The organism is Mesorhizobium sp. B2-4-17, assembly GCF_006441275.1.
Lineage (GTDB): Bacteria > Pseudomonadota > Alphaproteobacteria > Rhizobiales > Rhizobiaceae > Mesorhizobium.
Genome location: NZ_VFUX01000029.1, coordinates 1 through 26,584 on the forward strand (window position 1 = coordinate 1; position 26,584 = coordinate 26,584).

25 protein-coding genes are annotated in these 26,584 nt (G+C 63.8%); 7 read left to right on the forward strand and 18 right to left on the reverse strand.

Annotation, left to right across the window (positions count from 1 at the left end; translation table 11 throughout):
* The first annotated feature begins 452 nt into the window (after positions 1-452).
* Positions 453-2,423, forward strand: a complete 1,971-nt coding sequence (locus tag FJ548_RS22015; RefSeq protein WP_181168870.1) for a M23 family metallopeptidase — start codon at positions 453-455, stop codon at positions 2,421-2,423.
* A gap of 12 nt (positions 2,424-2,435) precedes the next feature.
* On the opposite strand, the gene FJ548_RS22020 is transcribed toward FJ548_RS22015, so the two are convergent.
* Positions 2,436-3,995 (reverse strand): MFS transporter, encoded by a 1,560-nt coding sequence (locus FJ548_RS22020; RefSeq protein ID WP_140778963.1) that lies wholly within the window; start codon positions 3,993-3,995, stop codon positions 2,436-2,438.
* Positions 3,996-4,146: 151 nt separating this feature from the next.
* Between FJ548_RS22020 and FJ548_RS22025 the strand changes: the two genes are divergently transcribed.
* On the forward strand, positions 4,147-4,599 hold the full coding sequence (locus FJ548_RS22025; RefSeq protein WP_246678735.1) for a TMEM175 family protein: 453 nt from the start codon (positions 4,147-4,149) through the stop codon (positions 4,597-4,599).
* Positions 4,523-4,768, forward strand: coding sequence for a hypothetical protein (locus FJ548_RS30540; protein WP_246678736.1), 246 nt, complete (start codon positions 4,523-4,525; stop codon positions 4,766-4,768). The genes FJ548_RS22025 and FJ548_RS30540 overlap by 77 nt, the downstream gene beginning before the upstream one ends.
* Here FJ548_RS30540 and FJ548_RS22030 read toward each other — a convergent pair.
* The 8 genes from FJ548_RS22030 to FJ548_RS22065 form a co-directional block, all read right to left on the reverse strand.
* A complete protein-coding gene (locus FJ548_RS22030; RefSeq protein ID WP_140778964.1) occupies positions 4,742-6,268 on the reverse strand; it encodes a L,D-transpeptidase family protein in 1,527 nt (508 codons plus the stop codon). The two genes, FJ548_RS30540 and FJ548_RS22030, sit on opposite strands and share 27 nt — an antisense overlap.
* Before the next feature lie 261 nt (positions 6,269-6,529).
* Positions 6,530-6,895 (reverse strand): MmcQ/YjbR family DNA-binding protein, encoded by a 366-nt coding sequence (locus FJ548_RS22035; RefSeq protein WP_140778965.1) that lies wholly within the window; start codon positions 6,893-6,895, stop codon positions 6,530-6,532.
* A gap of 139 nt (positions 6,896-7,034) precedes the next feature.
* Positions 7,035-9,641 (reverse strand): ATP-dependent chaperone ClpB, encoded by a 2,607-nt coding sequence (gene clpB / locus FJ548_RS22040; protein ID WP_140778966.1) that lies wholly within the window; start codon positions 9,639-9,641, stop codon positions 7,035-7,037.
* Positions 9,642-9,862: 221 nt separating this feature from the next.
* Positions 9,863-10,822 carry a DUF4167 domain-containing protein gene (locus tag FJ548_RS22045; RefSeq protein WP_140691831.1) on the reverse strand — a complete coding sequence of 320 codons (960 nt, stop codon included), beginning with the start codon at positions 10,820-10,822 and terminating at the stop codon, positions 9,863-9,865.
* 302 nt (positions 10,823-11,124) lie between these two features.
* Complete coding sequence (gene prmC / locus FJ548_RS22050; protein WP_140610564.1) at positions 11,125-12,003, reverse strand: peptide chain release factor N(5)-glutamine methyltransferase; 879 nt, start codon at positions 12,001-12,003, stop codon at positions 11,125-11,127.
* A complete protein-coding gene (gene prfA / locus FJ548_RS22055; protein ID WP_140610563.1) occupies positions 11,996-13,075 on the reverse strand; it encodes a peptide chain release factor 1 in 1,080 nt (359 codons plus the stop codon). The genes prmC and prfA overlap by 8 nt, the downstream gene beginning before the upstream one ends.
* 8 nt (positions 13,076-13,083) lie before the next feature.
* Positions 13,084-15,354, reverse strand: a complete 2,271-nt coding sequence (gene ptsP, locus FJ548_RS22060) for a phosphoenolpyruvate--protein phosphotransferase (protein WP_140610562.1) — start codon at positions 15,352-15,354, stop codon at positions 13,084-13,086.
* A gap of 78 nt (positions 15,355-15,432) precedes the next feature.
* A complete protein-coding gene (locus FJ548_RS22065) occupies positions 15,433-16,689 on the reverse strand; it encodes an aspartate kinase (protein WP_140610561.1) in 1,257 nt (418 codons plus the stop codon).
* 262 nt (positions 16,690-16,951) lie between these two features.
* Here FJ548_RS22065 and FJ548_RS22070 point away from each other — a divergent pair, with 262 nt between their 5' ends.
* Positions 16,952-18,790 carry a CHASE3 domain-containing protein gene (locus FJ548_RS22070; RefSeq protein WP_140778967.1) on the forward strand — a complete coding sequence of 613 codons (1,839 nt, stop codon included), beginning with the start codon at positions 16,952-16,954 and terminating at the stop codon, positions 18,788-18,790.
* A gap of 184 nt (positions 18,791-18,974) precedes the next feature.
* Positions 18,975-19,724 (forward strand): bifunctional 2-polyprenyl-6-hydroxyphenol methylase/3-demethylubiquinol 3-O-methyltransferase UbiG, encoded by a 750-nt coding sequence (gene ubiG / locus FJ548_RS22075; RefSeq protein WP_140610559.1) that lies wholly within the window; start codon positions 18,975-18,977, stop codon positions 19,722-19,724.
* A gap of 70 nt (positions 19,725-19,794) precedes the next feature.
* Here the strand turns inward: ubiG and FJ548_RS22080 are convergent, their stop codons facing one another.
* Positions 19,795-20,709, reverse strand: a complete 915-nt coding sequence (locus FJ548_RS22080) for a DMT family transporter (RefSeq protein ID WP_140778968.1) — start codon at positions 20,707-20,709, stop codon at positions 19,795-19,797.
* Positions 20,710-20,809: 100 nt separating this feature from the next.
* Here FJ548_RS22080 and FJ548_RS22085 point away from each other — a divergent pair, with 100 nt between their 5' ends.
* Positions 20,810-21,295 (forward strand): MarR family transcriptional regulator, encoded by a 486-nt coding sequence (locus tag FJ548_RS22085; protein WP_140610557.1) that lies wholly within the window; start codon positions 20,810-20,812, stop codon positions 21,293-21,295.
* Between the two features lie 4 nt (positions 21,296-21,299).
* Here the strand turns inward: FJ548_RS22085 and FJ548_RS22090 are convergent, their stop codons facing one another.
* From FJ548_RS22090 to FJ548_RS22105, 4 genes are read right to left on the reverse strand one after another with little or no spacing between them, the layout of a single operon-like run.
* Positions 21,300-21,725, reverse strand: coding sequence for a DUF1178 family protein (locus FJ548_RS22090; protein WP_140610556.1), 426 nt, complete (start codon positions 21,723-21,725; stop codon positions 21,300-21,302).
* Positions 21,722-22,588 (reverse strand): carbon-nitrogen hydrolase family protein, encoded by an 867-nt coding sequence (locus tag FJ548_RS22095; RefSeq protein ID WP_140778969.1) that lies wholly within the window; start codon positions 22,586-22,588, stop codon positions 21,722-21,724. Before FJ548_RS22095 ends, FJ548_RS22090 begins: the two co-directional genes overlap by 4 nt.
* Before the next feature lie 10 nt (positions 22,589-22,598).
* Positions 22,599-22,868, reverse strand: a complete 270-nt coding sequence (gene grxC, locus FJ548_RS22100; RefSeq protein ID WP_140691806.1) for a glutaredoxin 3 — start codon at positions 22,866-22,868, stop codon at positions 22,599-22,601.
* A gap of 25 nt (positions 22,869-22,893) precedes the next feature.
* Positions 22,894-23,694, reverse strand: coding sequence for a ComF family protein (locus FJ548_RS22105; RefSeq protein ID WP_140692074.1), 801 nt, complete (start codon positions 23,692-23,694; stop codon positions 22,894-22,896).
* 89 nt (positions 23,695-23,783) lie between these two features.
* Between FJ548_RS22105 and FJ548_RS22110 the strand changes: the two genes are divergently transcribed.
* Complete coding sequence (locus tag FJ548_RS22110; protein ID WP_140778970.1) at positions 23,784-24,656, forward strand: methyltransferase domain-containing protein; 873 nt, start codon at positions 23,784-23,786, stop codon at positions 24,654-24,656.
* 26 nt (positions 24,657-24,682) lie between these two features.
* Here FJ548_RS22110 and FJ548_RS22115 read toward each other — a convergent pair whose 3' ends face one another.
* The 4 genes from FJ548_RS22115 to FJ548_RS22130 all read right to left on the reverse strand — a co-directional run bounded on the left by FJ548_RS22115 (position 24,683) and on the right by FJ548_RS22130 (position 26,582).
* Complete coding sequence (locus FJ548_RS22115; RefSeq protein ID WP_140691801.1) at positions 24,683-24,862, reverse strand: Flp family type IVb pilin; 180 nt, start codon at positions 24,860-24,862, stop codon at positions 24,683-24,685.
* A 110-nt stretch (positions 24,863-24,972) separates the two neighbouring features.
* A complete protein-coding gene (locus tag FJ548_RS22120; protein WP_140691799.1) occupies positions 24,973-25,287 on the reverse strand; it encodes a hypothetical protein in 315 nt (104 codons plus the stop codon).
* A gap of 127 nt (positions 25,288-25,414) precedes the next feature.
* On the reverse strand, positions 25,415-25,837 hold the full coding sequence (locus FJ548_RS22125) for a (deoxy)nucleoside triphosphate pyrophosphohydrolase (RefSeq protein ID WP_140691797.1): 423 nt from the start codon (positions 25,835-25,837) through the stop codon (positions 25,415-25,417).
* Positions 25,830-26,582: a GNAT family N-acetyltransferase gene (locus FJ548_RS22130; RefSeq protein ID WP_140778971.1), complete on the reverse strand. Its 753-nt coding sequence runs from the start codon at positions 26,580-26,582 to the stop codon at positions 25,830-25,832. The genes FJ548_RS22125 and FJ548_RS22130 overlap by 8 nt, the downstream gene beginning before the upstream one ends.
* Positions 26,583-26,584: the final 2 nt, after the last annotated feature.

The following is a 26,584-nucleotide window of genomic DNA, read 5'->3' on the forward strand; positions in this document are numbered from 1 at the left end:
CGGCGCACCGCCCTCGTTCGTGAGGCGTATATAGTCGCCGCCAACCAGAACTGTCAACACCACTCGACCAAGTTTTTGAACTTTTTGCGACAGAAATTTCGGGCTCGCATTGTCGATAGCCGGCTGCCCCAAGGGAACTGGGGATAATGCGGGGAGGCAGCCCCGAAGGAGCCCTATTGCCGCCGCATTGCCGTTCGACACCAAGGTCAACAAAAGAGGGCGTAGCACAGCCGTGCATGGCCTCTTTAAGAGCCTCGCATGGGAGCGCGCGACGCGCCTTATATATAAGAAGGCATGCCGGCCTTTTTGCAGAGGGCTCTGCAAGAGAAGTGCGAGAGGGGAATTCGACAGGGCCTGAGGCTTCGTTGACTTAACCTGCCGTGACAGGCAAATGTCATGGCCACAACAAAAGCGACAAGCCGTTCCGCCCGGGGAAGAAGCAGCCTTTCTGGATGCCAGACACGGAAGATGTCATAGCCGAACTCGGCAACGAGCCACCGCTAATTGCGGACGGCCGCAGCGGCCCGCCCGATCGGCGTGAGGTTTCCGCACGCTGGCTGTCGGGCACGTTCCTTACCGGCGTGACATCGAGCGTGCTGATGGGCGTGGCGCTGTTCGCCGCCCTTGACGGGCGCCAGCAGTTGGCGACCCCACCCGAGATCGCGGAACTGATCGGCCTTGCCAGCAACGGCGATTCAGGTGAGGTGGCCAAGACGACCAGGCTGGTGGCGCCGCGTCAGATTGCCAAGGCCAAGGACCGCCGCCGCATGGAAGTGTCGATGGTCACCAAGGTCGGCGACCGCGACGTCATCCACACCATGCCATTCGTGCAGATCAAGATGGCGCTCGCCGCGGGCCACACCACAAGCCGCCCCTACCCGCCTTTCGACCCGATGCAGGTGTTCGGCGATGACGGCGACGACACTCCGGTGCAGCAGGCGACGGCCTCCGCCGCCTCCGGCCAGATCTACGGCGCCAAGGTCGAAAGCGAGATGAGCCTGAAGACCGTCGATTTCCCCATCGAGACGGCCTCGTTCGACGAAAAGAGCGACCTGTCGGCCGACGAGGTGGAAAAAGTCGTGCGCGAAGCCGGTACTGACCTCAGCGACGGCGCCGTGCAGGTCGCTTCACTCCACTATGTCGACCCGCAACGATTCGGCGAAGCCTTTGCTGAGAGCATGGCCGGTTCCTATGACGTGAAAATCGTGCCGGAAAACGTCTCCGTGGCGCCGCGCGCCAATGTCGACGATCAGGCACCGGCTTTTGCCGAGGAAATCATCCCCTTCACCAAGGATCTCGACATCGCCGAGGCCTTCGCCGATTCCGGCTATACGGGGGAAGATGCCACCGGCATGGCCCAGGCGATCGCCAAGCTCTTGAACGCGCCGGCGCTCAAAGCCGGAACCGTGTTGCGCGTTGGTCTCGAGGTCCATGGCGATGCCGCCAAAGTCGTGCGCACCAGCATCTATGACAAAACCACGCACATCGTCACCATCGCGCTCGACGATCGTGGCCAGTATGTGCCGGCGCAGGAGCCCGAACCCAATCCCGAATTGCTGACCGCCTTTGATGATTCGGAGGGTCCGGTAGTGGTGCGCGGCAATCTGCCCAATGTCTATGACGGCATCTACCGCGCCGCCTATTCCTACGGCATGTCCAAGGCGATGACGCAACGGCTGATCAAGCTCTTGGCATCCGACGTCGACTTCCAGTCCCGCCTCAATCCCTCCGACCGCCTCGAAGTGCTGTTCTCGCAGCCCGACGGCGACGACCAGACCTCTGACGATTCCGAACTTCTCTACGTCTCGGCGACATTTGGCGGCACGACGCGCAACTTCTACCGCTTCCAGATGCAGGACGGCAGCACCGACTATTTCGACGAGGACGGCGCGAGCGCCCAGCAGTTCCTGCTGCGCAATCCCCTGCCTGCCGGAAAATTCCGCTCCGGCTTCGGCGCCCGCAAGCATCCGATCCTCGGCTATGTCCGCATGCACACCGGTGTCGACTGGGCAGCCCCGATCGGCACGCCGATCATCGCCGCCGGCAACGGTGTCGTCGAGAAGGTCGGCTGGGCCGGCGGTTACGGCAAACAGATCATCATCCGTCACGCCAATGGCTACGAGACGTCGTACAACCACCAGAGCGCCTTTGCCAAAGGCATCGAGCCGGGTGTACGCGTGCGCCAGGGCCAGACCATTGGCTATCTCGGCCAGACCGGCCTCGCCACCGGCCCGCATCTTCACTACGAGCTGATCGTCAACGGCACCAAGGTCGATCCGATGCGCGTCCGCCTGCCGGTCGGCAAGGTGCTTAAAGGCGACGACCTTGTCGCCTTCAAGCGCGAGCGCGAGCGCATCGACGATCTCTTGAAGCAGGAAGATGGCAATTCGCTGAAGGTTGCCAGCGCCAAGATCGAAGGCTGAGCCCTTCGCCTTTCAGTCCTGCCTGGTTTCTGCGCGCCGCGACCACGGCAGCGCTTCGCCGGGAATCGTTGTCCATGCGATGGCGGCTGAAAGCAGGCAAAGCAGCGCCGTCACCGAGGAGACAGCCGAAAAGGCTGCGTCACTGGCGGCAAGCCTTGCCGCATCGAGCGCCGGCGCCAAGCCAGCCGGTGCCAGCTCACCGAAGCCAGGCACGCTTGAAATCGCATTCCCATCCAGTGCCTTGGCGTAGACCCAAGCCGCCAGCGACCCCATCGCCGCCACCGCGATCAGGCCGCCAATGCGCGAGACGGCATTGTTGATGCCGGAAGCGGCCCCCGTGTCCTTGTCTTCCACCGCCGTCATGATCGCGGTCGAGAGCGGCGATACAACCAGCGCCATGCCGAGCCCCATCAGCGCCATCAGTGGAAATGTTCCGGTCCAGAAATGGTGGATGCCGGCATGGGTGAGCAAGGCAAGTCCGGCGAAGGCGAAGGCTACGACCAGACTGCCGCAGGCGATCGGGAAACGCGGTCCGATCCGGTCCGACAATTGCCCGACCGGTCCCGACAGAAGCGCGATCGATGCCGACAGCGGCAGGAAGATGAAGCCAACTTCGGCCGTGCTCAGACGCCAGCCGGCGATTATGAGCATCGGCAGGTAGAAAAGATTGGCCGACAGCGCGAAATAGAGGAAGAAGGTCGCCACATTGGCGCCAGCGAAAGCGCCGATGCGAAACAGGCTGAGGTCGATCATCGGCTCGCGTTGCCGCTGCTCGAACAGGATGAAGACGGCAAGCAGCACAGCGCCGGCGGCAATGCTCGGTCCCGCCATGTGGCCCCCGCCGCTGGCGCTCATCGAGGTCAGCCCATAGGCGAGCGCGCCGAAGGCCAGTGTCGCAAGCCCGCCGCCGCCCAGATCAAGGCTGCGTTTCTCAGTCGGCTCATCGGCCGGAATTTTGGCAAGCAGGAGATAGATCGAGATCAGGCCAAGCGGCAGGTTGACGGCGAAAATCGCCCGCCAGATGCCACCGCCGAAAGCCGAGAGCACCAGGCCGCCGAGTACTGGGCCGAGCGCGGTGGTCAGCGCGGAGGCCGCCGCCCAGATGCCGATCGCGCGGCCCCGCTCTTTTTTCGGATAGGCCTTGGCGATGATGGCGAGGCTGCCCGGCACCATGATCGCCGCGCCAATACCCTGGAGGGCGCGAAACGCGATCAGCACGATCGCGTTCGGCGCCAGCGCACAGGCAAGCGAGGCCGCGACGAACAGCGCAATGCCGGCCACGAAGGCGCGGCGCAGCCCGAACCGGTCGCCGGCGGCTCCGCCGGCAAGGATCAGCGCCGAGAGCGTCAACGCATAGGCATTGGAAATCCACTGTGCCGCGGCAAGGCTGGCACCGAGATCGACGCGGATCGCCGGCATGGCGATGGCCAGGATCGAGCCGTCGATGAAGCCGAGCGCCGAAGCCAGGATCGCCGCAACCAGCACGTATCGCCGCAGCGAAGGCGGACAGAAAGTTCCGTTCGTGACCGGACTGGTCAGCGGGATTGCGGCGGCTTTATCTGGTGAATGCATGACACATTGCTTAGACCGTCGGTGTTTCGGCAACAACCGGCCAGCGGCTCGCAGTCACTGAGCCCAGCCAACTGGGCAGGGTCGCGCCGCACCGGATGCAAACGGCGGCAGTCATGCTAAGTTCCGGAGAGCCGCAAGCGAGGAGAAGTCTATGAAGCGTCCACTCGAAGCATCAGCGGAGGGACGCGGCCGCATTGTCGGCATCACCGACGGCGTCTTCGCCATCGCGCTCACCCTGATCGTGCTCGAGATCAGGGTGCCGGCGCATGAGACGATCCATTCCGAGCATGATCTGCTCGCTGCGATCGCGGCATTAGCGCCGCGCTTTCTGACCTATGCCTTGAGTTTCCTGACGCTGACGATCTTCTGGTTCGGCCAGCAGGCCCAGCATGGGCTGATCGCCAAGTCCGACAGGCGGCTTGCCACGCTGAACCTCTGCTTTCTCGCCTTTGTTGCCGTTCTCGACCGACCTTCTGGACTTCCTCGAATTCAGGACCGCGGTGCTGGTCTACTGGCTCAACCTGCTGATGCTCGGCGTCACGCTGTTCGCCAGCTGGCATTACGCGGAGAAGAACGGCTTTGTCGCGGAAGGCGTCGACGCTGAAGCGAAGCGCACGGTCTATCTGCGTATCGCCAAGGCGCAGATCCTGTGGGCAATCGGCGCCGCACTCTGCCTGGTCACCCCATTGCTCAGCGTCGGCTTCATTCTGGTGGTGCAGCTGATCTATGCCGCCGCACTGCGCGGCTCATTGCTGCGCAAAGTCATCGGCTGAAGATCCCCCGACGAATTCCACGGTGACGCCTGGCGACACCAACTTGGCGAGCTCGCGCGCGTCCCAGTTCGTCAGGCGCACACAGCCATGGCTTTCGGTCTTGCCGATCTTCGATGGGTCCGGCGTGCCGTGGATGCCGTAGGTCGGTTTGTCCAAGGCGATCCAGACCGACCCGACAGGTCCGTTGGGGCCTGGCGGAATGGTGAGAATCTTGTCGTTCTGGCCCTGCTTGAAATTGATGTTCGGGTTATAGGTGTAGTTCGGGTCGAGCGCGACACGCGACACCGCGTGTATCCCGGTGGGCGACGGCGTGTCGGCCGAGCCGATGGTCGCGGGATAGGCTGCGACCAGCTTGCCGTCCGCATCGTAGGCGTACACTTCCTTCTTGGCTTTGTCGGCGACGATACGCGCGACCGGCGTTGACACCAGCTTGCCGAAATTGGCGACCTTGATGATCGTCCCGGGGCGATTGAAGTCGAGGCCCTTGTTGATCGACTTCAGATAGGTCTCATCCATGTGGAAGCGCTCGGCGAGCGCCTCGGTGACGGAGGTGTAGCCCATGCGGTCGAGCTTGGCCTTCTGGCTGTAGTCCTCCGGGATCGAGGCTACATAGGGGCCAGCCGCGTCTTCGGGGGTGATCGTGTAGGAAGCGAAAGCGTCGCCGCCGGTCTGGGCAAGGGCCGCCTGGATGCCGACCGCGTCGGTCGATTTCAGATTGCTACCGGTGATCTGGTTGTAGGCGGCCAAGGCCTTGTCGACGTTAGAGCCGAAGCGCCCGTCGATCACCCCCGGCGAAGCGCCGCCGCGGTCGAGCAGCACCTGCAGCGCCGCCACGTCCTGCCGCGCGCCGAGCGACAGCGACGGATCGATGGTGGCCTTGCCGCCAGTGTCCGGCGGCAGGGACGTCTGCGTTTCCGGATTTGCCGGCTGCAGTTCGGGCTGGCCCGGCTGGGCCGGTTCTATCGAGGCCTCATTGAGTGGCTGGCGTTTGATGGTCTGCGGTTTTGCCGGCTGCGGCGCCTCGGGATAAGTGTTGTCGTAGCTGCCGTCATCCTGCTGCGAAGGCGGATAGGCCTCAACCGAATTGTCGCCATAGGGGTCGGCCTCGTCCGCCGGTGGGGGGATGACCCGGCCTTCTTCTTCCAACTGCTTGCGGCGGAACCGCGCCATGTCTTGCGGATCGTCGAGATAGTAGCGGTCATCGTCGGCTGGGGCACGGCCCAACTCGCGCAGTCTTGTATCGCGGCGCAGCGCGCGCCGGTCGAGCCTCGTCTGCGGCGGCTGGATGGCGATCACCTTGCCCGTATCGGCGTCAACGATGACGCGATTACCCCTGGCGTCGTAGTAAATATCGAGATTGCCGTCCTGGGCGACAAGGATGCCACCGCCGCTGGCAGTGCGGCTAACCCTGGGTGCATTGTCCTGCGTCGGCGCTGCGAGCGCGCCGCAAGAAAGCATCCCGGCTGCGAGGGCCGAAAAGACGAAGATCGTGCGGAACATGGTGGCCAAAACTCTCCGGTCCGTAGATTGCCGTCGCCCGGCGTTGTCCCTGTGAGGCGAACCCCTTCGCCAGCAAACCAGCTATCCACAATATGGTTCCAACATGAACCGGGCATGAAGATGGCGGTTTTCCGGCACCCCTGGGAATATCAGCTAATGCATGTCGCCCAAAAATGACCTCGGTTTTGGGAGAACGACATGCATCAAAACAAAGAACCTAGCTAATGCGCGTCGCATGAATCCGTTTTCATGAGAAGCGCTTTAGCCTGCGCCAAGCCCCAACTCCTTGCGCGCCTGCTTCGTCAGCTTGAGCGCAACAAGGCGGTGGCTCTCGCGCAGATAGTCCTGCAACGCGTCATCATCCATGCTCTGGCTTGTCTGACGCTGGATCCATTTCATGCCGCGCGAGGCAAGATACGGCGCGGGCCGCAAGCCCGGCTGTTCCTTCAGCACGTCATAAGCAATGTCGGAGCATTTGAAGGTGACGAAGAGCTGCGCGCCTTCGTTCCAGCCACCAATGGCAAAGACCTTGGTCCCGACCTTCCAGACATGGGCGCCACCCCACTGCACGACATGGTTCGTGGCAGGCAGAGAGCCGCAGAAGTCGTTGTAATCGTCCAGCGTCATCCGCCCCCCATGCTTGCTGTGAAAAACGCCACGCGCCCAACGGGACGCGCGGCACTCTCAAACGCGACGCGCTTCAGATCCTTGTTTTTCATGCATGTCGTTGTCCCAAACCAAGGCCGGTTTAGGCGACACGCATCGGTCAGGCCGCCGCCTCGGTCGCGACGACAGTCGGCTTCGAGCGGAAATTCAGCCGGTCGGAACCGGCGGTCACCTTCACCGTCGAGCCATCGAGGATCTCGCCGAGCAGGATCTTTTCCGCCAGCGGGTCCTGCAGTTCCTTCTGCATCACCCGCTTCAGCGGCCGCGCGCCATAGGCCGGATCGTAGCCCTTGGCCGCAAGCCACTCGACTGCCTCGTGATCCAGCGACAGCGCGATCTTGCGATCGACAAGCAGGTTCTCCAGCCGTTTGAGCTGGATCTCGACGATGCGGTCCATGTCCTGACGGCGCAGCCGATGGAACAGGATCACCTCGTCGACGCGGTTGAGGAATTCCGGCCGGAAATGCGCCCTCACCACGCCCATCACCTCGTCGCGCACGGCGTCGACATCCTGGTCTTCGCCGAGATTGACCAGATATTCGGCGCCGAGGTTCGACGTCATGATGATCAGCGTGTTGCGGAAGTCGACGGTGCGGCCCTGGCCATCGGTCAGCCGGCCGTCGTCGAGCACCTGCAGCAGCACGTTGAACACATCCGGGTGCGCCTTCTCGATCTCGTCGAAGAGCACGACCTGATAGGGCCGGCGCCGCACCGCCTCGGTCAGCGCGCCGCCTTCCTCATAGCCGACATAGCCGGGAGGCGCGCCGATCAGCCGGGCGACCGAGTGCTTTTCCATGAATTCCGACATGTCGATGCGCACCAGGGCGCTCTCATCGTCGAACAGGAAGCTGGCCAATGCTTTGGTCAGTTCGGTCTTGCCGACGCCCGTCGGTCCGAGGAACATGAACGAGCCGATCGGCCGATTCGGATCCTGCAGGCCGGCACGGGCACGCCGCACCGCCTTGGAAACGGCCTGCACCGCCTCGCCCTGGCCGACGACGCGCTTGCCGATCTCGTCTTCCATGCGCAGCAGCTTGTCGCGCTCGCCTTGCAGCATCTTGTCAACGGGAATGCCGGTCCAGCGCGACACGATATGGGCGACGTGGTCGGGGGTGACCACTTCCTCGACCATGCCGGCCTTGCCGTCCTGGGCCTCAGCCTCCTTCAGCTTCTTTTCCAGTTCCGGAATCTTGCCATAGGCAAGCTCGCCTGCGCGCTGGAATTCACCCTTGCGCTGGGCAATGGCCAGTTCGTTGCGCGCCTCGTCGAGCTGCTTCTTCAGGTCGGCGGCAAGCCCGAGCTTCTGCTTCTCGGCCTGCCATTTGGCGGTAATCTCGGTCGATTCCTCCTCGAGACCGGCGAGTTCCTTTTCCAGGCGGGCAAGCCGATCCTTCGAGGCCTCGTCCTTCTCGACCTTCAGCGCCTCGCGCTCGATCTTGAGCTGCATGATGCGGCGGTCGATCTCGTCCAGCGCCTCGGGCTTGGAATCGACCTGCATCCTGAGCCGCGAGGCAGCCTCGTCGACCAGGTCGATCGCCTTGTCCGGCAGGAAACGATCGGCGATGTAGCGGTTGGACAGCGTCGCCGCCGCCACCAGCGCCGAGTCGGAGATGCGCACCTTGTGGTGCTGCTCGTATTTTTCCTTCAGACCGCGCAGGATCGAGACGGTGTCCTCCACCGTCGGCTCGTCGACAAAGACGGGCTGAAAACGGCGGGCCAGCGCCGGGTCCTTCTCGACGTGTTTTCTGTATTCATCGAGCGTGGTCGCGCCGACGCAGTGCAGTTCACCGCGCGCCAGGGCCGGCTTCAGGAGGTTGGACGCATCCATCGCGCCATCCGCCTTGCCGGCACCGACCAGCGTGTGCATCTCGTCGATGAACAGGATGATGCTGCCGTTGGCCGAAGTGACTTCCGAGAGCACGGCCTTCAGCCGCTCCTCGAACTCGCCGCGATATTTGGCGCCAGCGATCAGCGCGCCCATGTCGAGCGCCATCAACTGCTTGTCCTTCAGCGATTCCGGCACGTCGCCATTGACGATGCGCAGCGCCAGGCCTTCGGCGATGGCCGTCTTGCCGACGCCGGGCTCGCCGATCAGCACCGGATTGTTCTTGGTGCGGCGCGACAGCACCTGAATGGTGCGGCGGATTTCGTCATCACGGCCGATGACCGGATCGAGCTTGCCGGCACGGGCATCGGCTGTGAGGTCACGCGCGTATTTCTTCAGCGCATCATAGCCCTGCTCGGCGCTCGCCGAATCGGCGGTGCGGCCCTTGCGGAGATCGTTGATGACCTGGTTCAGCGCCTGCGCGGTGACGCCGGCCTTGGCCAGGATTTCGGCTGATTTGGCCGATTTTTCCATGGCAAGCGCCTGCAGCAGCCGCTCGACGGTGACGAAGCTGTCGCCGGCCTTCTTGGCCAGTTCCTCGGCGGTCGAGAACACCTTGGCCAGAGGCTGCGCCAGATAGAGCTGGCCATTACCGCCTTCCACCTTCGGCATCGCCTCGAGTGCCGCCTCGACACCGAGCTTGACGTCGCGGACATTGCCGCCGGCGCGCTCGATCAGCGATGCGGCTAGGCCCTCATCATCGTCGACGAGTACCTTCAAGATGTGTTCGGGGGTGAATTGCTGGTGATTGCGGGAGAGCGCCATGGTTTGCGCGGACTGGATAAAGCCGCGCACGCGCTCGGAGTATTTCTCAAGATTCATATCTGTCTCCTTCCGTCACCGACCCGCTTTGCGGCACCGGATCAGATTGCGGTGACGGACCCGCCCATTCGAGCCGGATCCTGTTCAGCCGAGATATGGTGCATAGGCCATGCTGTCTCAAGACGCCTTGATGTCGGTCAACGCATAATATTCCACAGGCGCAAAAAACGAAAACGGCGGAGATTTCTCCCCGCCGTTCAACGTCTTCAAGTGCTGCTCGATCAGTTGTCGATGTCTGAGATCACGGGCTCTGCGCTGCCGCCCTCGGCAGGGGCCGCGGCCACCTCGCCGGCATCCGCATTGCGGCCGCCGCCGTCTGCCTGGTCGGCAGTGGCGCGCGGGCGGCGCGGTCGCCGCGGGCGGCGGGCAGCGCCGCTCTCGGCCGCCGCCTCATTGAGCTCGGCCTGGGCGGCCAGACCGGCTGGCGAAAAATTCTCGAACAGCGGAGCCGGTTCGGTCGCCGCGACGGTTTCGGCCGGCGAAGCGGACTCTGCCTGCACCTCAGCCTGTCCCGGGGCCTCGTTGCGCTGCTGCTGGCCGCCTTGCTCGGCGGACGAAGCATAATCGCGCTGGCCGTTCTGGCCATAGCCGCCATTGGGGCGGCGATCGCGATGGCGGCCGCCATGGTTGCGTCCACTATTGTCACGGCCAGCATTGTCACGATTGTCGCGGCCGCTTTCCCGGTTGAGCGCGACCTCGGCCGGCATACCTTCGATCACTGGCTGCGGACCGGCGCCATGGTTGATCACCGGAACTTGCGGATCGGAAATGGTGTTGCCGCCGCTGCTTGCTCCGCTGTTGCCGGCCCCGACGTTGCCCGCATTGTCGAACTCGTCGCGGTCCTCGTCGCCATCATCGTCGAAGTCGTCGCGGTTCTGCTGGACGTTCTGGATCGGCATCTGCGCTTGCGCGGCGGCAATGATTCGATTGTAGTGTTCGGCGTGCTGGAGATAGTTCTCCGCCATGACCCGGTCGCCGGAGCTTTGCGCATCACGGGCAAGGGTGGCATATTTTTCGGCGATCTGCTGAGCCGATCCACGGATCTTCACGTCCGGGCCGTTGCTCTCGTAATTGCGCGTCAGCGGATTCGGGCCTTTGCGGTTGTTGTTATTGTTGTTGCCACCGCCGCCGCCATTGTTGTTGCGACCGCGCATGCGCCTGTTCTGCTGTTGTGGCCTCATTCGACTCTCTTCATCTTGAAATTTTCGAAAACTCGTTACGAACGGAGGCGCTCATGCAGCCAGCCGTTTCGTTTCTTCACCGGCGTTCGCCCGCATCGATTGCGTTGGCGCCACGTGCCATCCCGTTCCGGTTACATCACTTGCCGGACGATTCCCGCACGAAGCTTGGGCGTCGTTTGCGCAAGAAGGCAGCTATTTCCAAGGAAACCGAATCGCTAAGAGCACTGCCTGCTTCGTCTCATCCGGTTGAGGCGACCCTAGCCGCATTCCCCGGCATTGCCAAGCGGTTTTTTCGCACTGCGTCAAGGCTTTCCCCGTTGAAAGACAAGAACCCTGTCGTTTCCGCCGAGATCGCCGAACACCTCACCGGCGGCATAGCCGGCTACGCTAAATATGTCGTTGACCTCGTTGCGTTGCGTGTGGCCGATCTCGACCGCTATCACGCCTTCGGCTTCCAGAAATCTTGCCGCCTCGGCGGCGATGATCCTGTAGGGGGTAAACCCATCCGCACCGCCGTCAAGTGCCAGGCGCGGATCGAAATCGCGAACTTCGTTCTGCAGATTTCCAATATCCTCCGACCGTATATAGGGAGGGTTTGCGGCAATTACATGGTATCGGCCGGAAACTTTTTCGAACCAGTCCGACTGCAGTGCCGTGAACCGGCCGCCGAGCCCCAATTGCCCGGCATTGCGGGTCGCTGTCGCCAGCGCGCCTGCGGAAATGTCGACGCCGATGGCGGTCGCGGCCGGCACCGTGCTCAGCAGCGCCAGGGCGATCGCGCCCGTCCCGGTGCCGAGGTCGAGGATGCGGCATGTGCCCTCCCGTGCGGCCGTTGCCTTGACGAAGGGCAGCACCGCCTCCACCAGCGTCTCGGTGTCCGGCCGCGGCTCCAGCGTTTCCGACGATAGCGATAGGCGCAGACCGTAGAATTCACGATAGCCGAGGATGCGATGCACCGGTTCGCCACCGGTTCGCCGTTTCAGCGCGGCCTCGATTTCGGCGATGGCGCCCCCGTCGACCTTGCGCCCGGGTTCGGCAATGGCCTGTGTACGCGTCGTGCCGGAATAATGTTCGACGATCAGCCGCGCATCGAGCGCCGGATCGTCGATCATGGCCGCCGCAAGCCTGGCCCGCGCCTCCCGCAGCAGCGGCCCCAGTGCCTCGGGCAGAGGGTCAGCCATCGAGGCCTATATCGGCCAGCAGCTTTGACTGGTGATCGGCGATCAGTGCGTCGACGATTTCATCGAGTTCGCCCATCATCACCCGGTCGAGCTTGTAAAGCGTCAGATTGATGCGGTGGTCGGTGACGCGGCCTTGCGGAAAATTGTAGGTGCGGATGCGCTCGGAGCGATCACCGGAGCCGACCTGCGACTTGCGCGATTCGGAACGCTCCTCGTCAGCCTTGCCGCGCTCCAGATCATAGAGCCTGGCCCGCAGGATCTGCATGGCCTTCGCCCGGTTCTGGTGCTGCGACTTCTCCGCCTGCACCACCATGATGCCAGTCGGCAAATGCGTGATGCGGACCGCCGAATCGGTGGTGTTGACGTGCTGCCCGCCGGAACCCGAGGCTCGCATCGTGTCGATACGGATGTCCTCGGCGCGGATCTCGATGTCGACCTCTTCCGCTTCCGGCAGCACGGCAACGGTGGCGGCCGAAGTGTGGATGCGGCCGCCAGCCTCGGTTGCCGGCACGCGCTGCACGCGATGCACACCGGATTCGAACTTCAGATGGGCAAACACGCCCTTGCCGGACACGGTGGCGATGATTTCCTTGAAACCGCCGGCATCGCCGTCGCTGGCCGACACTGTTTCGAACCGCCAGCCGCGTTCGGCGGCATAGCGCTCATACATGCGAAACAGGTCGCCCGCGAAGAGTGCCGCCTCGTCACCGCCGGTGCCGGCGCGAATTTCAAGGATCGCGTTCTTGTCGTCGGCGGCATCCTTGGGCAGGAGCAGGATCTGGATGTCCTTCTGCAGTCCTTCGATACGCTCCTCGACGCCGGGCAGGTCGGCTTCGGCGAGAGCCCGCATCTCGGCGTCGGTGCCTTTGTCGGCGAGCATCGCTTCGAGGTCGGCCTGCTCGTGCTCGGCCGAGCGCAGCGCCCGAACCTTGGCCACCATGTCCTGAAGCTCGGCATATTCCGACGCCATCTTCACATAGGCATCCGGCGCCGGGCCGGCCGACATCTGCGCTTCGAGCATCTCGAAACGCTTGACGACTTGATCCATGCGGTCGCGGGGCAGGTTGATCATGACAAATGCTACAGCGGAATGGAGCGGTCGTCGGCAAAGGCCTGCAGCAACGCCCGCATCGGCAGCCCCTGCGCCGGCGCCATCAGATTGTCATCGAAGAAGGCTTCCAGCTCATCCAGCGGCAGTTCCGTCAACATGGCTTTGACCGGGCCGATCGAGGCCGGCGACATCGAGATCGAACGGAAGCCGAGACCGATCAGCGCCATTGCCGAGATCGGCTTGCCGGCGAGTTCGCCGCACAGCGTCACCGGCGTGCGGTTGCGGGCGCCGGCGTCGGCGATCTGCTTGAGCACACGCAGGAACGGCGCCGACAGCGTATCGAAGCGGTTCGCCAATTGCGTGTTGCCACGGTCGACCGCCATGACGAACTGGAACAGATCGTTCGAACCGACCGAGACGAAGTCGACGGCTTTCATCAATTCGTCGAGCTGGAACAGGAGCGACGGCACTTCCAGCATGGCGCCCAGCTTGAGGCTGGTCGGGAGGTGGTGGGCGAAGCGTGAGAGATGCCGCACCTCGCGATCGATGATCTCGCGCGCCTGGGCGATCTCGCCAAGCTCGGTCACCATCGGCAGCATCAGCTTGAGTTCACGCCCACCGCTGGCCTTGAGCAGGGCGCGGATCTGGGTCCTAAGCAGACCCGGACGGTCGAGCGTCAGCCTAATCGCCCGCCAGCCGAGCGCCGGGTTCTCTTCCTGGATGGTGCCCTTGAAGTAGGGCAGCACCTTGTCGCCGCCGATATCGATGGTGCGGAAAGTTACCGGCTTGCCGCGCGCGGCCTCGAGCACGTCGCGATAGAGTTTCTCCTGCGCTTCGGCGCGCGGAAAGGTCGAGGCGACCATGAACTGCAATTCGGTGCGGAACAGGCCGATGCCGGCCGCGCCCGCCTCGGCCAGCTGCGGCAGATCGACGGCGAGCCCGGCATTCATCAGCAGGTCGACCTGGACGCCGTCCCTGGTCATCGACGGCTTCTTGCGCAGCTCGCGGTAGACTTCCTGCCGGCGTGCCCTGAACCGCACCTTTTCGGCATAGGCTGCCTCGAGATCGGACTGCGGCCGCAGATGGATCGCGCCTTCCTCGCCGTCGACGATGATGGCATCGCCGTTTTCCGCCATTGAAACCGCGCCCTTCATCTGGCCGGCGACCGGAATGCCCATGGCGCGCGCGACGATGACGACGTGGCTGGTGGCCGCGCCATCCTCGAGCACCAGTCCACGCAATTTGTCCCGGGGATAGTCGAGCAGCTCGGCGGCGCCCATGGAGCGGGCGACGATGATGGCATCCTTCGGCAGCGATGCCGCGACATCCTCCGGCCCGCGTCCCATCAGCTGGCGCAGCAGCCGGTTGGCAAGATCGTCGAAATCGCTCATCCGCTCGCGCAGATAGGGATCGGTCATGTGCAGCATGCGGGCGCGCATGTCGCTCTGCACCTTTTCCACCGCCGCTTCCGCCGTCAGGCCGTTGCGGATCGCCTCTTCCAGGCGCCGCACCCAGCCACGGTCGTTGGCGAACATGCGGTAGGCTTCCAGCACCTGACGATGCTCGCCCTCGAAAGCGACGTCGCGGCGCTCCAGCATGTCGTCGATGGATAGCCGCAGCGAGCCGAGCGAGCTTTCCAGCCGCCGGACCTCTTCCTCGCTGTCCTCGTTGAACAGGTTGGTGACGACGATGCGCGGCTCGTGCAGCACGACATGGCCAAGCCCGACGCCGTCGTTGAAGGACAGCCCGGTGAAGCTCACCGGGCGGCGCAGGTCGAGTTCGAGACCTGGCCGGGTCAGCCGCGCCAGATCACCGGTGGCGATCATCTCGGCGATCACCATGGCGGTCGTTTCCAGCGCCTCGACCTCGTCGTCGCGGTAGTGGCGCATGGTCTTGTTCTGGACAACCAGGACGCCCAGCGTGCGCCCTGCCCGCAGCACCGGCACACCAAGGAAGGAGTTGTAGATCTCTTCCCCGGTCTCTGGCAGGTAGGCGAAGGCCGGGTGCTCCTGCGCGTTGGAAAGGTTGAGCGGCCGCGCGCTGGCGGCGATCGTGCCGACCAGGCCCTGCCCCAGCCTCAGTTGCGCCAGGTGGACGGCGTTGGGATTCAGACCTTCGGTGGCATAGAGCTCGAGCACCGAATCGGCGCGCAGCACATAGAGCGAGCACACTTCGGCGACCATGTTGGAGGCGATATCGCGCACGATCCGGTCAAGCCGCTCCTGCGGCTCCAGCGGCTCTTGCATGAGCTCGCGGAGCCGTTTCAGCAGAACGCGCGGGCCAACGGCCGTCTCACGCATCGCGGCTTCTTCTCCAATGAAACACTTGCCGGCGCAGTTTCCGCCGCTGCCGGCACGCGCGCAACAACTGATTCAGTCTTACAACTGCTTATCCAGACCGTAGACGGAATGCAAAGTGCGAACAGCAAGTTCCGTGTACGGACCGTCGATCAGTATCGAAATCTTGATCTCGGAGGTGGTGATGGCGCGAATGTTGATCGCCTTGTCCGCCAGCGCCTTGAAGGCGGTGGCCGCGACGCCGGCGTGGCTCCTCATGCCGATGCCGATGACCGACACCTTCGACATGCCGGCTTCCGACTGCACGACATCGTAGCCGACCTCGGCTTTCATCCGATCGAGCACGGCAAGCGCCTTGTCGACGTCTCCGGACGGCACCGTGAAAGTCATGTCGGTGAACTTGCCGTCCTCGGAAATGTTCTGGACGATCATGTCGACATTGATGTTGGCCTCGGCCAGCGGCCCGAAGATGCCGGCGGCAACGCCGGGGCGGTCGCCGACGCGGCGCAGCGAAATCTGGGCCTCGTCCTTGGCGTAGGCAATTCCGGTGACGACCTGCTGTTCCACGATCTCTTCCTCGTCGCAAATGAGCGTTCCCGGAGGATTGAGCAAATCCCCCATTCCGGGCGCGTCGGGATCGTCGAAGGACGACCGCACGAAGGTACGCACCCTGTGCACCATGGCAAGTTCGACCGAACGCACCTGCAGCACCTTGGCGCCGAGCGAGGCCATTTCGAGCATTTCCTCGAACGATATCTTGCCCAGCCGCCGCGCCTTGGGCTCGATGCGCGGATCGGTGGTGTAGACCCCGTCGACATCGGTGTAGATGTCGCAGCGATCGGCCTTGACCGCCGCGGCTATGGCCACGGCACTGGTATCGGAACCGCCGCGGCCAAGCGTGGCGATGCGGTTGTCCGGCCCGATACCCTGGAAGCCGGCGATGACAGCAACCTGGCCCTCGCCGAAACGCTTGACCAGGAACGCGCCGTCGATGTCGAGGATGCGCGCCGCGCCATGCGCGTTGTCGGTTTTGATCGGGATCTGCCAGCCCTGCCAGGACCGCGCATGGATGCCCATGTTCTGCAGCGTGATCGCCAAAAGCCCGGCGGTGACCTGCTCGCCGGAAGCGACAACGGCATCGTATTCGCGTGCGTCGTGCATCGGCGAGGCCTCGCGCGTCCAGGCGACCAGTTCATTGGTCTTGCCGGCCATTGCCGAAACCACCACCGCCACCTCATGGCCGGCGTCGACCTCGCGTTTGACGTGACGCGCCACATTGCGGATGCGGGCGATGTCGGCGACGGAGGTTCCGCCGAATTTCATCACGATGCGCGCCATGGAAGCGAATTGCCTTTGACTGAAGCCGGACCCCAACCCAGAAAGCGGAATCCCGAAAAGCGGAAAGACACGTCCGGCTGCGCCGGCCGCTGAATGCGCGGCCTCCTTAGCCAAATGCTTTCGGTTTCGCAAGGCTGGACGCGGATTGCCGGCTTCAAGAAGACGGCATATTGCCTTGCAGGCTGCCGCCGCTTACCAAATGCTGCCCGCGGGAATTCCTTTTGGTTCGGCAGAACAGATGATTGCTCGTCTTCGACGTGCCATGCGATGGCAAACGTTTCCAATTGTCACCGGTTTCGCGGTGCTGGCGCTGATCGTCGGCTCCCGCGCCATGCTCGTCGAAAGCCAGAGGGCCAATCGTGCCGCCGCGCGCGCCACAATTGAGTATCAGCAATTGCTCTCCGGCCTGCTTTCGCTGGCGCAGGACGCCGAGAGCGGTCGGCGCGGCTATCTCTTGACCGGCGAGAGAGCCTATCTCGAACCCTACCGGAAGGCGGTCGATGCAATTCCGGGGCAGCTCTCCCGCATCGACGCCATGGCGGCTTCGGACAGCCCTTTCGTCCAGCAGATCAGTCATATCAAGGACGAGCTTTCGCGACAGCAGGCTGAACTGGCCGAAACCATCGCCCTGTACGACAAGGGCGACGCGGCCGGAGCGCTGCAAAGGTTCCGCAGCGGCCAGGGCAAGTCCGCCATGGACGAAATCCGGACCAACATGGATATGATCCGGCGCATCGACGCCGCCGACATCGCTGCGCGCGACGAGCACACGGACCGGGTCGAGGCGTGGCTGCGCATCGGTTCGCTGGCGGCGCTCACCGCGATCTTCCTGCTCGGCGCCTACACCATTCGCGAATCCCGCCGCCGCTTCCGCGAGGTCGCCACCGCTCAGGAAGAGCTCATGCGCAAGAACATCGAACTTGGCAACGAGATCCAGACGCGTGAAAAGGCCGAATCCCAAATACGCCAGATGCAGAAGATGGAGGCCGTGGGGCAGCTGACCGGCGGCATCGCCCATGATTTCAACAACATGCTGGCGGTGATCCTCAGTGCCATGAACCTTGCCCAGCGCAAGCTGAAGCGAGGCGAGAACGACATCGAGAAATTCATCGAGGCCGCGACGGATGCGGCCAGCCGCGCCGCCAACTTGACCTCGCGGCTGCTTGCCTTCTCCCGTCTGCAGCCGCTGGCGCCGCAGGTCGTCGATGCCAACCGGCTGGTGACTGGCATGTCCGACCTCCTGCGCCGGGCTCTGGGCGAGGGCATACGCATCGAAACGGTGCTGGCGGGTGGCCTGTGGAAAACTCACGCCGATCCCAGCCAGATCGAGAACGCGATCCTCAACCTGGCCGTCAACGCCCGCGATGCCATGGATAATGACGGCAAGTTGACCATAGAGACCGCCAACAGCTACCTCGACGAGGCCTATGCCTCGACGCATGCCGAAGTCGCTCCGGGCCAATATGTGATGATCGCGGTGACCGACACCGGTGCCGGCATGTCACCGGAGGTCATTGCCAAGGCCTTCGAACCCTTCTTCACCACCAAGCCAGTCAACAAAGGCACGGGACTGGGGCTGAGCCAGGTGTTCGGCTTCGTCAAACAGTCAGGCGGCCACGTCAATATCTACTCCGAACCGGGCGAAGGCACGACGATCACGATCTACCTGCCACGGTTCTTCGGCCCCGAGGAGCCGGCCGCGCCCGCTGAGCGTGGCAAGAGCGTCTCCAAGGTCACCGAGACAATCCTCGTGGTCGAGGATGACGCCCGCGTGCGAGCCGCCACAACGGACACCATGCGCGAACTCGGCTACACTGTCATCCAGGCCGGAAGCGGCCCGGAGGCTCTTCAGAAGCTGGCCGCGACGCCTGGCATCGCCCTGCTTTTCACGGATATCGTCATGCCGGTGATGAACGGTCGCAAGCTTGCCGAGGAAGCGGTCGCGCAACAGCCCGGGCTGAAAGTCATCTTCACCACCGGCTTCACCAGGAATGCCGTCGTCCACAACGGTGTGCTCGACCATGACGTGCATTTCCTGGCCAAGCCGTTCACCATCGAGCAACTGGCCGCGAAGCTGCGCGACGTGCTGGACACGAAGTAGGCGGGCCCTGACAGCAGGGAGAAAATGTTGCCTTGACATTCGAGGCCTCACGCCCGACTTCCTAGCGCATGACCCCGAAATCGACTTCGGTTTCGGAAAAGGATCATGCGCAGAATCAAAGTGCTACAGCGTCCTTTGCGCATCCGAAGGACGCGCGGCGCTGTAGTGTCGAGGAGACCAACCGATGCCAGAGCCCCGACGATCGACGATCGATGCCGGAGAAGTGGAACGCTTTTCCGCCCTTGCCGCCGAATGGTGGAACCCGAACGGCAAGTTTCGTCCGCTGCACAAATTCAATCCGGTCCGGCTGTCCTATATCCGCGACCAGATCGCGGCGCGCTTCGGCCGTGACCCGCGCGCGGCACGGCCGTTCGAAGGCCTGCGCATCCTCGACATCGGCTGCGGCGGCGGCCTTTTGTGCGAGCCGATGGCGCGGCTTGGCGCCGAAGTGGTGGGAGCGGATGCCTCGGAAACGAACATCGAAGTGGCAAAACTGCATGCCGCCGAAGGCAATGTGAGCGTCGACTATCGCGCCACGACGGCCGAGGACCTCGCCGACGCCGGCGAGACATTCGACGTCATCCTGAACATGGAAGTGGTTGAGCATGTCGCCGACATCGACCTGTTCGTCGCCAAATGCGGGCAGATGGTCCGGCCCGGCGGCATCATGTTCGTGGCCACCATCAACCGTACGCTGAAGGCGCTGGGGCTGGCCATCATCGGCGCTGAGTACGTGCTGCGCTGGCTGCCACGCGGCACCCACCAATTCGGCAAGCTGGTGCGCCCGGAAGAACTGGAAAAGGCGCTTGGCGGCGCCGGCCTGACTGTCATCGACCGCACCGGCGTCACCTACAACCCGCTTGCCGACCGCTGGTCGCGATCGAAGGACATGGACGTCAACTACATGGTGCTGGCGGAAAAGGGATCGGTCTGATCCTGTCTCTCGATTCGGCATCGAGCGGACGGGAGCCGCCTCGCCAGTATGGCGGCAAGGGTGAAGACGTTTAGGCGGCCTGGCCCTGCGCTCTCATGCTGGTCTGGCTCTGCGCCCTGGTGGTGATGAACACGCCGGCGGTGATGATGACGGCGCCGGCCCAGGTCAGCAGCTGGTAGTGCTCGCCAAGGAAGACCGTGCCGGCAAACAGCCCGACCGCGGCCGCCACATAGCCGATCTGGCTGAGATAGACCGGGCCGCCGACGGCCTGTAGCCGGAAGAAGAAGGCGAACATCGCCGATGCGGATGCGACTTGCGCGACGACCACCAGCGGCACACCGCCGAGCGGGGCGAAAGCCCTGAAGCCGAACAGAGCGAGAATGCCGGCGAGCAATAGCGTCGCCGACGCCAGATGGCTGCCGACGGCAAGCTCGATCGGGCCGGTGCCTTCCGGCCAGTCGACGGTGCGGTAGATGTTGCCGGCGGCGAGGCTGATCGGAATGAGCAGCCCGACGGCCACCCAGAAATAGTCGGCCGGCTGGCCGGCCTCGCCGCGCGTAAGAGCCACCATCACCGCACCGATGAAGCCGACGGCAATGCCTGATATGCCGAGCATATTGGGGCGCCGGACACCGAGCAGGATCGAGAACACCAGCGTGACGACGGGCGAAAGCGTGAACATGATGCCCGTATAGCCGGCGCCGAGATGCGGGATGGCTGAAAACATCAGGAGATTGGGAAACGCGTAGGACACCGCCGCAGTGACGAAGAAATAGCGCAGCTTGTGCGCCGTCAGCCGGATCTTTTGCCTGCTGAGCAGCAATGCGCACAAAAGCACGCCGCCGGCGCCGAGCGAAATGATGAAGGCCCAGACCATGGCCGGCACGCCGGCCGCCGTGGCGAGCTTGCCGAAGGGCAATGTCAGGCCAAGCAGGCCGCCGGTGACCACCAGCAGGCCGAGCGCCGAATCCCAGAGAAATTTCATCGGACGGTCCCGTCGTTGATGGCAGCGCTTGGCCGCCGGGATATCTTGCGATAAGATAATGAAAAGATTCTTAGCGTCAAGATATTTGATGGTGAGATATATGGATAGAGCAGCGAAGGCCATCGAACAGTGGCGGCGGGAACGGCCGGATCTCGACGTGTCGCCGATGGGTGTGATCGGCCGGCTGAACGAGGCGTCCTCGCTGATCGCGCGTGACCGCCTTGCGCCGGTTTTTGCCCGCTTCGGACTCCAATCGGGGGAATTTGATGTGCTCGCGACGCTGCGCCGCTCCGGCCAGCCTTATACGCTGACCCCAACCGAACTCTATGAGGCGACGATGGTGACCTCCGGTGCCATGACCGCCAGGCTCGACCGGCTGGAGAAGGCCGGACTGATCCAGCGCGCGCCGCACCCCAGCGACCGGCGCGGGGTTGTTGTTCAATTGACTGAAAAAGGTCTCGCGCTGATCGACGAGGCTGTCACCGCCCATGTGGCCAATGAACACGAGATTCTTTCGGGCCTGACGAAGGCCGAGCAGGAGACGCTTTCGAGCCTGCTCGAGAAGCTGATCGGCAACGTGAGTTGATCATTCAGTTGCGATCGTCCGGAAATACCGGGATCGGCATGAAATCGACGCCGTCCTCGGCCAGGCTCTTGGCCTCTTCCAGCGTCGCTTCACCATAGATGCCGCGCGGGTCGGTCTCGCCAAAGTGGATTTTTCGCGCTTCCTCGGCGAACTTGTCGCCGACATAGTCGGCATTCTCGCGCACCTTCTCGGCCATCGCCTTCAGTTGCGCCACGGCCTGCTTCTGCGCCTCGCCCATGGCCAGCGCAATGGTTTCCTGCTTGCGGGCGGTCGAGACGGCGGGCGCCATCAGGGCCTTCTGCACCTTGTGCGAGCCGCAGCTGGGACAATCGACAAAACCGCGCTTCTTCTGGGTGTCGAAATCGTTATTGCTGCGAAACCAGCCCTCGAACTCGTGCTCGTTTTCGCAGATGAGGGAAAAGCGGATCAAGAGGCGGCACCCCTGAGACGCGGCGCCTCCATTGCGCCGGCGTTGATGGTGAAATCCCGCGCATTTCTGAGGTTCGGGATCTTCTTGCGCGCCGCAAGCGACCGCGCCGGGTCGATCTCGGCGACGATCACATCAGGCTCGTCATGCGCGGCTTCCGCCAGGATGCGCCCCCACGGATCGACGATCAGCGAATGGCCATAAGTCTCGCGGCCGTCCTCGTGCAGGCCGCCTTGCGCGGCGGCGACGACAAAGGCGCCGTTCTCGATGGCGCGGGCCCTCAGCAGCACGTGCCAGTGTGCCTCGCCCGTCTGACGGGTAAAGGCCGCGGGCACGGTCAAAAGGTCGGCGCCCGCCATCGCCTCGGCACGGAACAGCTGCGGAAACCGCAGATCGTAGCAAACCGCAAAACCCAATTTCGCGCCCGCGATCTCGGTCACGACGGCCTCGGTGCCTGGTTCATAGGAGGCGGATTCGCGCCAGCTCTCGCCATTGTCGAGATCGACGTCGAACATGTGGATCTTGTCATAGGTGGCAAGCGTGGTGCCGTCCGGGCCAAACAACAGCGCCCGGTTGGCGAGCTTGCCGTCGGCGCGCAGGATGGCGGTCGAGCCGATATGCAGGTAGACGCCGAGTTCGCGCGCCAGTCCGCGCGCGGTCGCGACGACGATGTCTTTGTCCTCAGAGGTAAAGGAGGCGGCACGCGCTTCCTTGTCGCGGATCAGCGCCCCGGTCATTTCAGGCGTCTGGATGTAGGTGGCATTTTGCGCCGCCGCTTCACGCACCAACCGTTCGAGATCGACCGCATTGCGCTCAGGACTTTCGCCTGAGCGCATCTGGATCGCCGCGGCCTTGAAAACATCCATGATCATACCCTCAAATCGTCGTGCCGTTGGCGAGCAGTTTGTCCAGCCGGCCTTCGGCCTCCAGATCATGGAGGTCGTCGCAGCCGCCGACATGCCTGTCGCCGATGAAAATCTGCGGAAAGGTCGTACGCCCATGAGCGCGCGAAATCATCTCCTGGCGCAGTTCCGGCGAAAACGAGGCGTCATGCTCAGTATAGGCGACGCCCTTGCGCTCCAGCAGCCGCTTGGCTGCCGTGCAGTAGCCGCACATCATGCGGGTGTAGATGGTGACATCGGCCATGGCGTTTCCGTTCTCTGTTGCCGACTTATATAGTCACGGACTCATCCGCCCGGAAGTCCCCCGGCAGCACGCGGGCAAAGGTCAGCACGTCGACGGCGGCCGCACCTCCTCTTTTCAGCGCCTTGGTGGCGGCACGCACGGTGGCACCCGTGGTGTAGACATCATCGATCAGAAGCACCCTGCGGCCGGTAATCTCGATTTCCGCTTCCGCCGGCACACGAAACGCGGTCTGCACATTCTCCTCGCGTTCCTGTCGCTCCAGCCCGACCTGCTGGCGGGTGAGTTTCACGCGCCGCATGGCGGAGGGCGCGAAGGACAGCCCGCTGAGTTCGCAAACCGCGCGCCCCAATTCCGCCGACTGGTTGAAACGCCGCCTGAAAAAGCGCCGCCAGTGTAGCGGCACCGGAACAACCACATCGGCCTCGGCAATGAGATCGGCGCCCGCGCGCACCATCCAGCGCGCCATCCAAGGCGCGAGATCGGTACGGTCCTGGTATTTCAGGCCTTGCACCATCTGACGAGCCACGCCCGAATAGGCGACGGCCGCCCGTGCTCGCTCGAAGGGCGGTGGATCGGCGATCGCCTCGGCCGACAGAAAGCCCTCGCCCATATGGTGGATGAATGGCGTGCCCATCACCGGGCACCAGGGCCGTTCCAGCAGCCTGAGCTTCGGCCAGCAGGCGCCGCACAGTACGCCGGGCTGCGAGACATGCCGGCGGCAGCCGGCGCAGACGGGCGGAAACAGGATGCGCGACGGCCAGCCGAGAGCCGATCGGGCCAGGCTCCTGATGTCGATGGACTTGATCTTGGACATCGGATCGGCCACCTGCATGCCATTATACCAACTAGATCAGTGCATACCAACTAGATCAGTGCCCAACCATATCAGGGCAGGGACAAACAAGGATCCGCCCCTTGCAGCCTATAATGGATACCTCACTATGGCTGGCGCATAAGCGGCGCGCGCTTGCTCATCCTGTCGACGGCGCCGATTTCCTGATGAACCGTGCCGCCGAGGACCTTGCCGACCGGTTGGGTGCGGTCGAACGCCGGTTCGGCAAGGCGGCGGTGCTGTTTTGCCAGACGCCGGCGGCAGCCGACGTTCTAGCCGCGAGCGGCAAGGTTGGGGACATCGTCCGCGTCGAGACAGACGCCGCCTTCCTCATCGGCAGTGTCGGCTTGATCGCGCCCCTGGAGACCGTGCCGTTCGAACCGCAAAGTCTCGATCTGGCCGTGTCGCTTCTGTCCTTGCAGGCGATGAACGACATCCCCGGCATGCTGATCCAGATCCGCCGCGCGCTGCGGCCGGATGGGCTTTTCCTCGGTGCCTTTGCCGGTGCAGGTACGCTCGGCGAGCTGCGCGAAAGCCTGCTTGCGGCCGAGACCGAGCTTTACGGCGGTGCCAGCCCGCGCGTCATCCCGTTCACCGATGTGCGCGACGCCGGTGCGCTGCTGCAGCGCGCCGGTCTCGCCCTGCCGGTCGCCGACGTCGAGACGGTGACGGTGCGCTATGCCAACCTGTTTGCCCTGATGGCCGATCTGCGCGCCATGGGCGAAACCAGCGCACTGGCCGATCGCAGCCGGCGACCGGGCCTTCGCAGGCTGTTTGCCCGCGCCGCGGAAATCTACGCCGAGCGTTTTTCCGACCCCGACGGTCGGATCCGGGCAAGTTTCTCGATGGTCTGGATGTCCGGCTGGGCACCCGATGCGTCACAGCCAAAACCGCTGAAGCCTGGTTCAGCCAAGGTCTCGCTGAAGGCTGTGCTGGAAGGACCTGAAGGGCATTGATCTGTCCGCCGCGCGGACAGCCAGGGTCAAGGCGCGAAGGCGTTCGCAAGCCGGCTGGTGTTGTCGCTGAACAGCCAGGTAATCGAGTTGAAGACCTGGCCGATGCCGCCGATGATGGTCAGGGACAGCACGGTGACGATCAGGGCGTATTCGACGGCGGTGGCGCCGGTGTCGTCCTTCAGAAAACGCAGCAGCACTGTTTTCATGGCCTCGATCCCCGTTGCCAGGACCTTACCGCCGATCTGTTAAGAAAGGTTAATAGCAAAGGCTTAACAGGCGGTGAAACAGCCGCTCCCGTGAAAATGTCTTAACCATCTCAACAGTCGCCGCTGGTCTTGCCGTCCGACCCGATGATGCAGACCGAACCGGGCTCCGGCTGCAGCACGCTGCGGCGCACCGTATAGGTGCTGCGATGGCTGATCGAACCGGTGGCCGTCATGTCGAGACCGGGAAAACCGTCGCGAGCCGACTGCGAGCGCGTCTGACTGTCGAGGAAAGGCGTCGCGATCAGCGCCAGCGCCACCGCGGCCGATCCGAACAGCAACGTGACGCGCAAGATGCCCATCCCGGCATCGGCGGCACGGAAGCCGCGGTCGGGCCGGATCGAATCCCAATCCCTGTCCAGGCTCATGCTATCGCTCCCTGCGATTCGGCGGCGACCGCGACAAATACGGCCATGCATCAATTTTTCATGATGAGATAAATCTTCCATTAACGCCGGCTGACATGGACCGTGGTACCGATCAGTTCACCGATCCTCAGAGGAGATCGATGAGGAACGGAATCAGCGGCGCGTCGGCCGGCGGCATCGGGTAGTCGCGCATCTGCTTTGGCCGCACCCATTTCAGTGCCTGCCCTTCCCTGGGCTGGGCGATGCCGCGGAAGCGGCGGCAGACAAACAGCGGCATCAGGAGATGGAAGTCGTCATAGGAATGGCTGGCGAAGGTGAGCGGCGCCAGACACGGGATCTCGGTCTCGATGCCGATCTCCTCATGCAGTTCGCGGATGATGCATTGTTCCGGCGTCTCGCCGGGCTCGACCTTGCCGCCGGGAAACTCCCACAGGCCGGCAAGCTGCTTGCCTTGCGGCCGCTGCGCCAAAAGCACGCGACCGTCGGTGTCGACCAGAGCACAGGCAGCAACCAGGAGCAGGCGCTTGCCGGGATCGACCAGATCATTCATGGCCGGGCGGCCGGCGGTAGTGATAGCGATAGACTTCCTCGAAGCCGAGCGTGCGGTAGAGCGCCAGCGCCGGCGCATTGCCCGCCTCGACCTGCAGCCACGCTTCCCGCGCGCCGCGCAGCCGTGCCCATTTCAGCGCCGACAGGATCAAGTTGCGGCCGTGCCCCTTGTTGCGCGCCGACTTGTCGGTGGCGACCTCGAACAGTCCGGCGAGATCGCCATCATGCACGCAGATCAGCGTCGCCAGCGGCTCCGCTTCATCCTCGAGGGCGAACAGCCCGGCCTTCGGCTGGATGGCGCCGATGATCTCCGACAGGCCAGGCCGCAGCGAAACGTCGGAGCCGCTGACCTTGAGCGACGCGCCGATGAAGCGGCTGATGTCCTTGAGCGGAATCTGATCCATGGCGGCGTCGAGATGGGCATCAGCCAGCGACAGCCGCATGACCAGCGATTCGTCGAACCGGCTCCAGCCCTCCTTGTCGAGATGGCTGGCCAGATCGGGACCCGACAGTGGCGACATGCGGAACGTCAGCGGCCGGCCATAGGCATCGAAGCGGCGGCTGGCGCGGCCGATGCGGTCTGCGATGTGCTGGGTGTCGCCGGGATCGAGCGGATTGACCGAATTCAGCCGCTTGGCCGGGTGGCCGGCGGTCAGCCGCACCACCCAGGTGCCGTCATAGTGGACGGCGGCCGCCGGCCACGCGCGAAAGCCGGCCGCTTCGTAGCGGCGCACGGTTGCGAGCATGC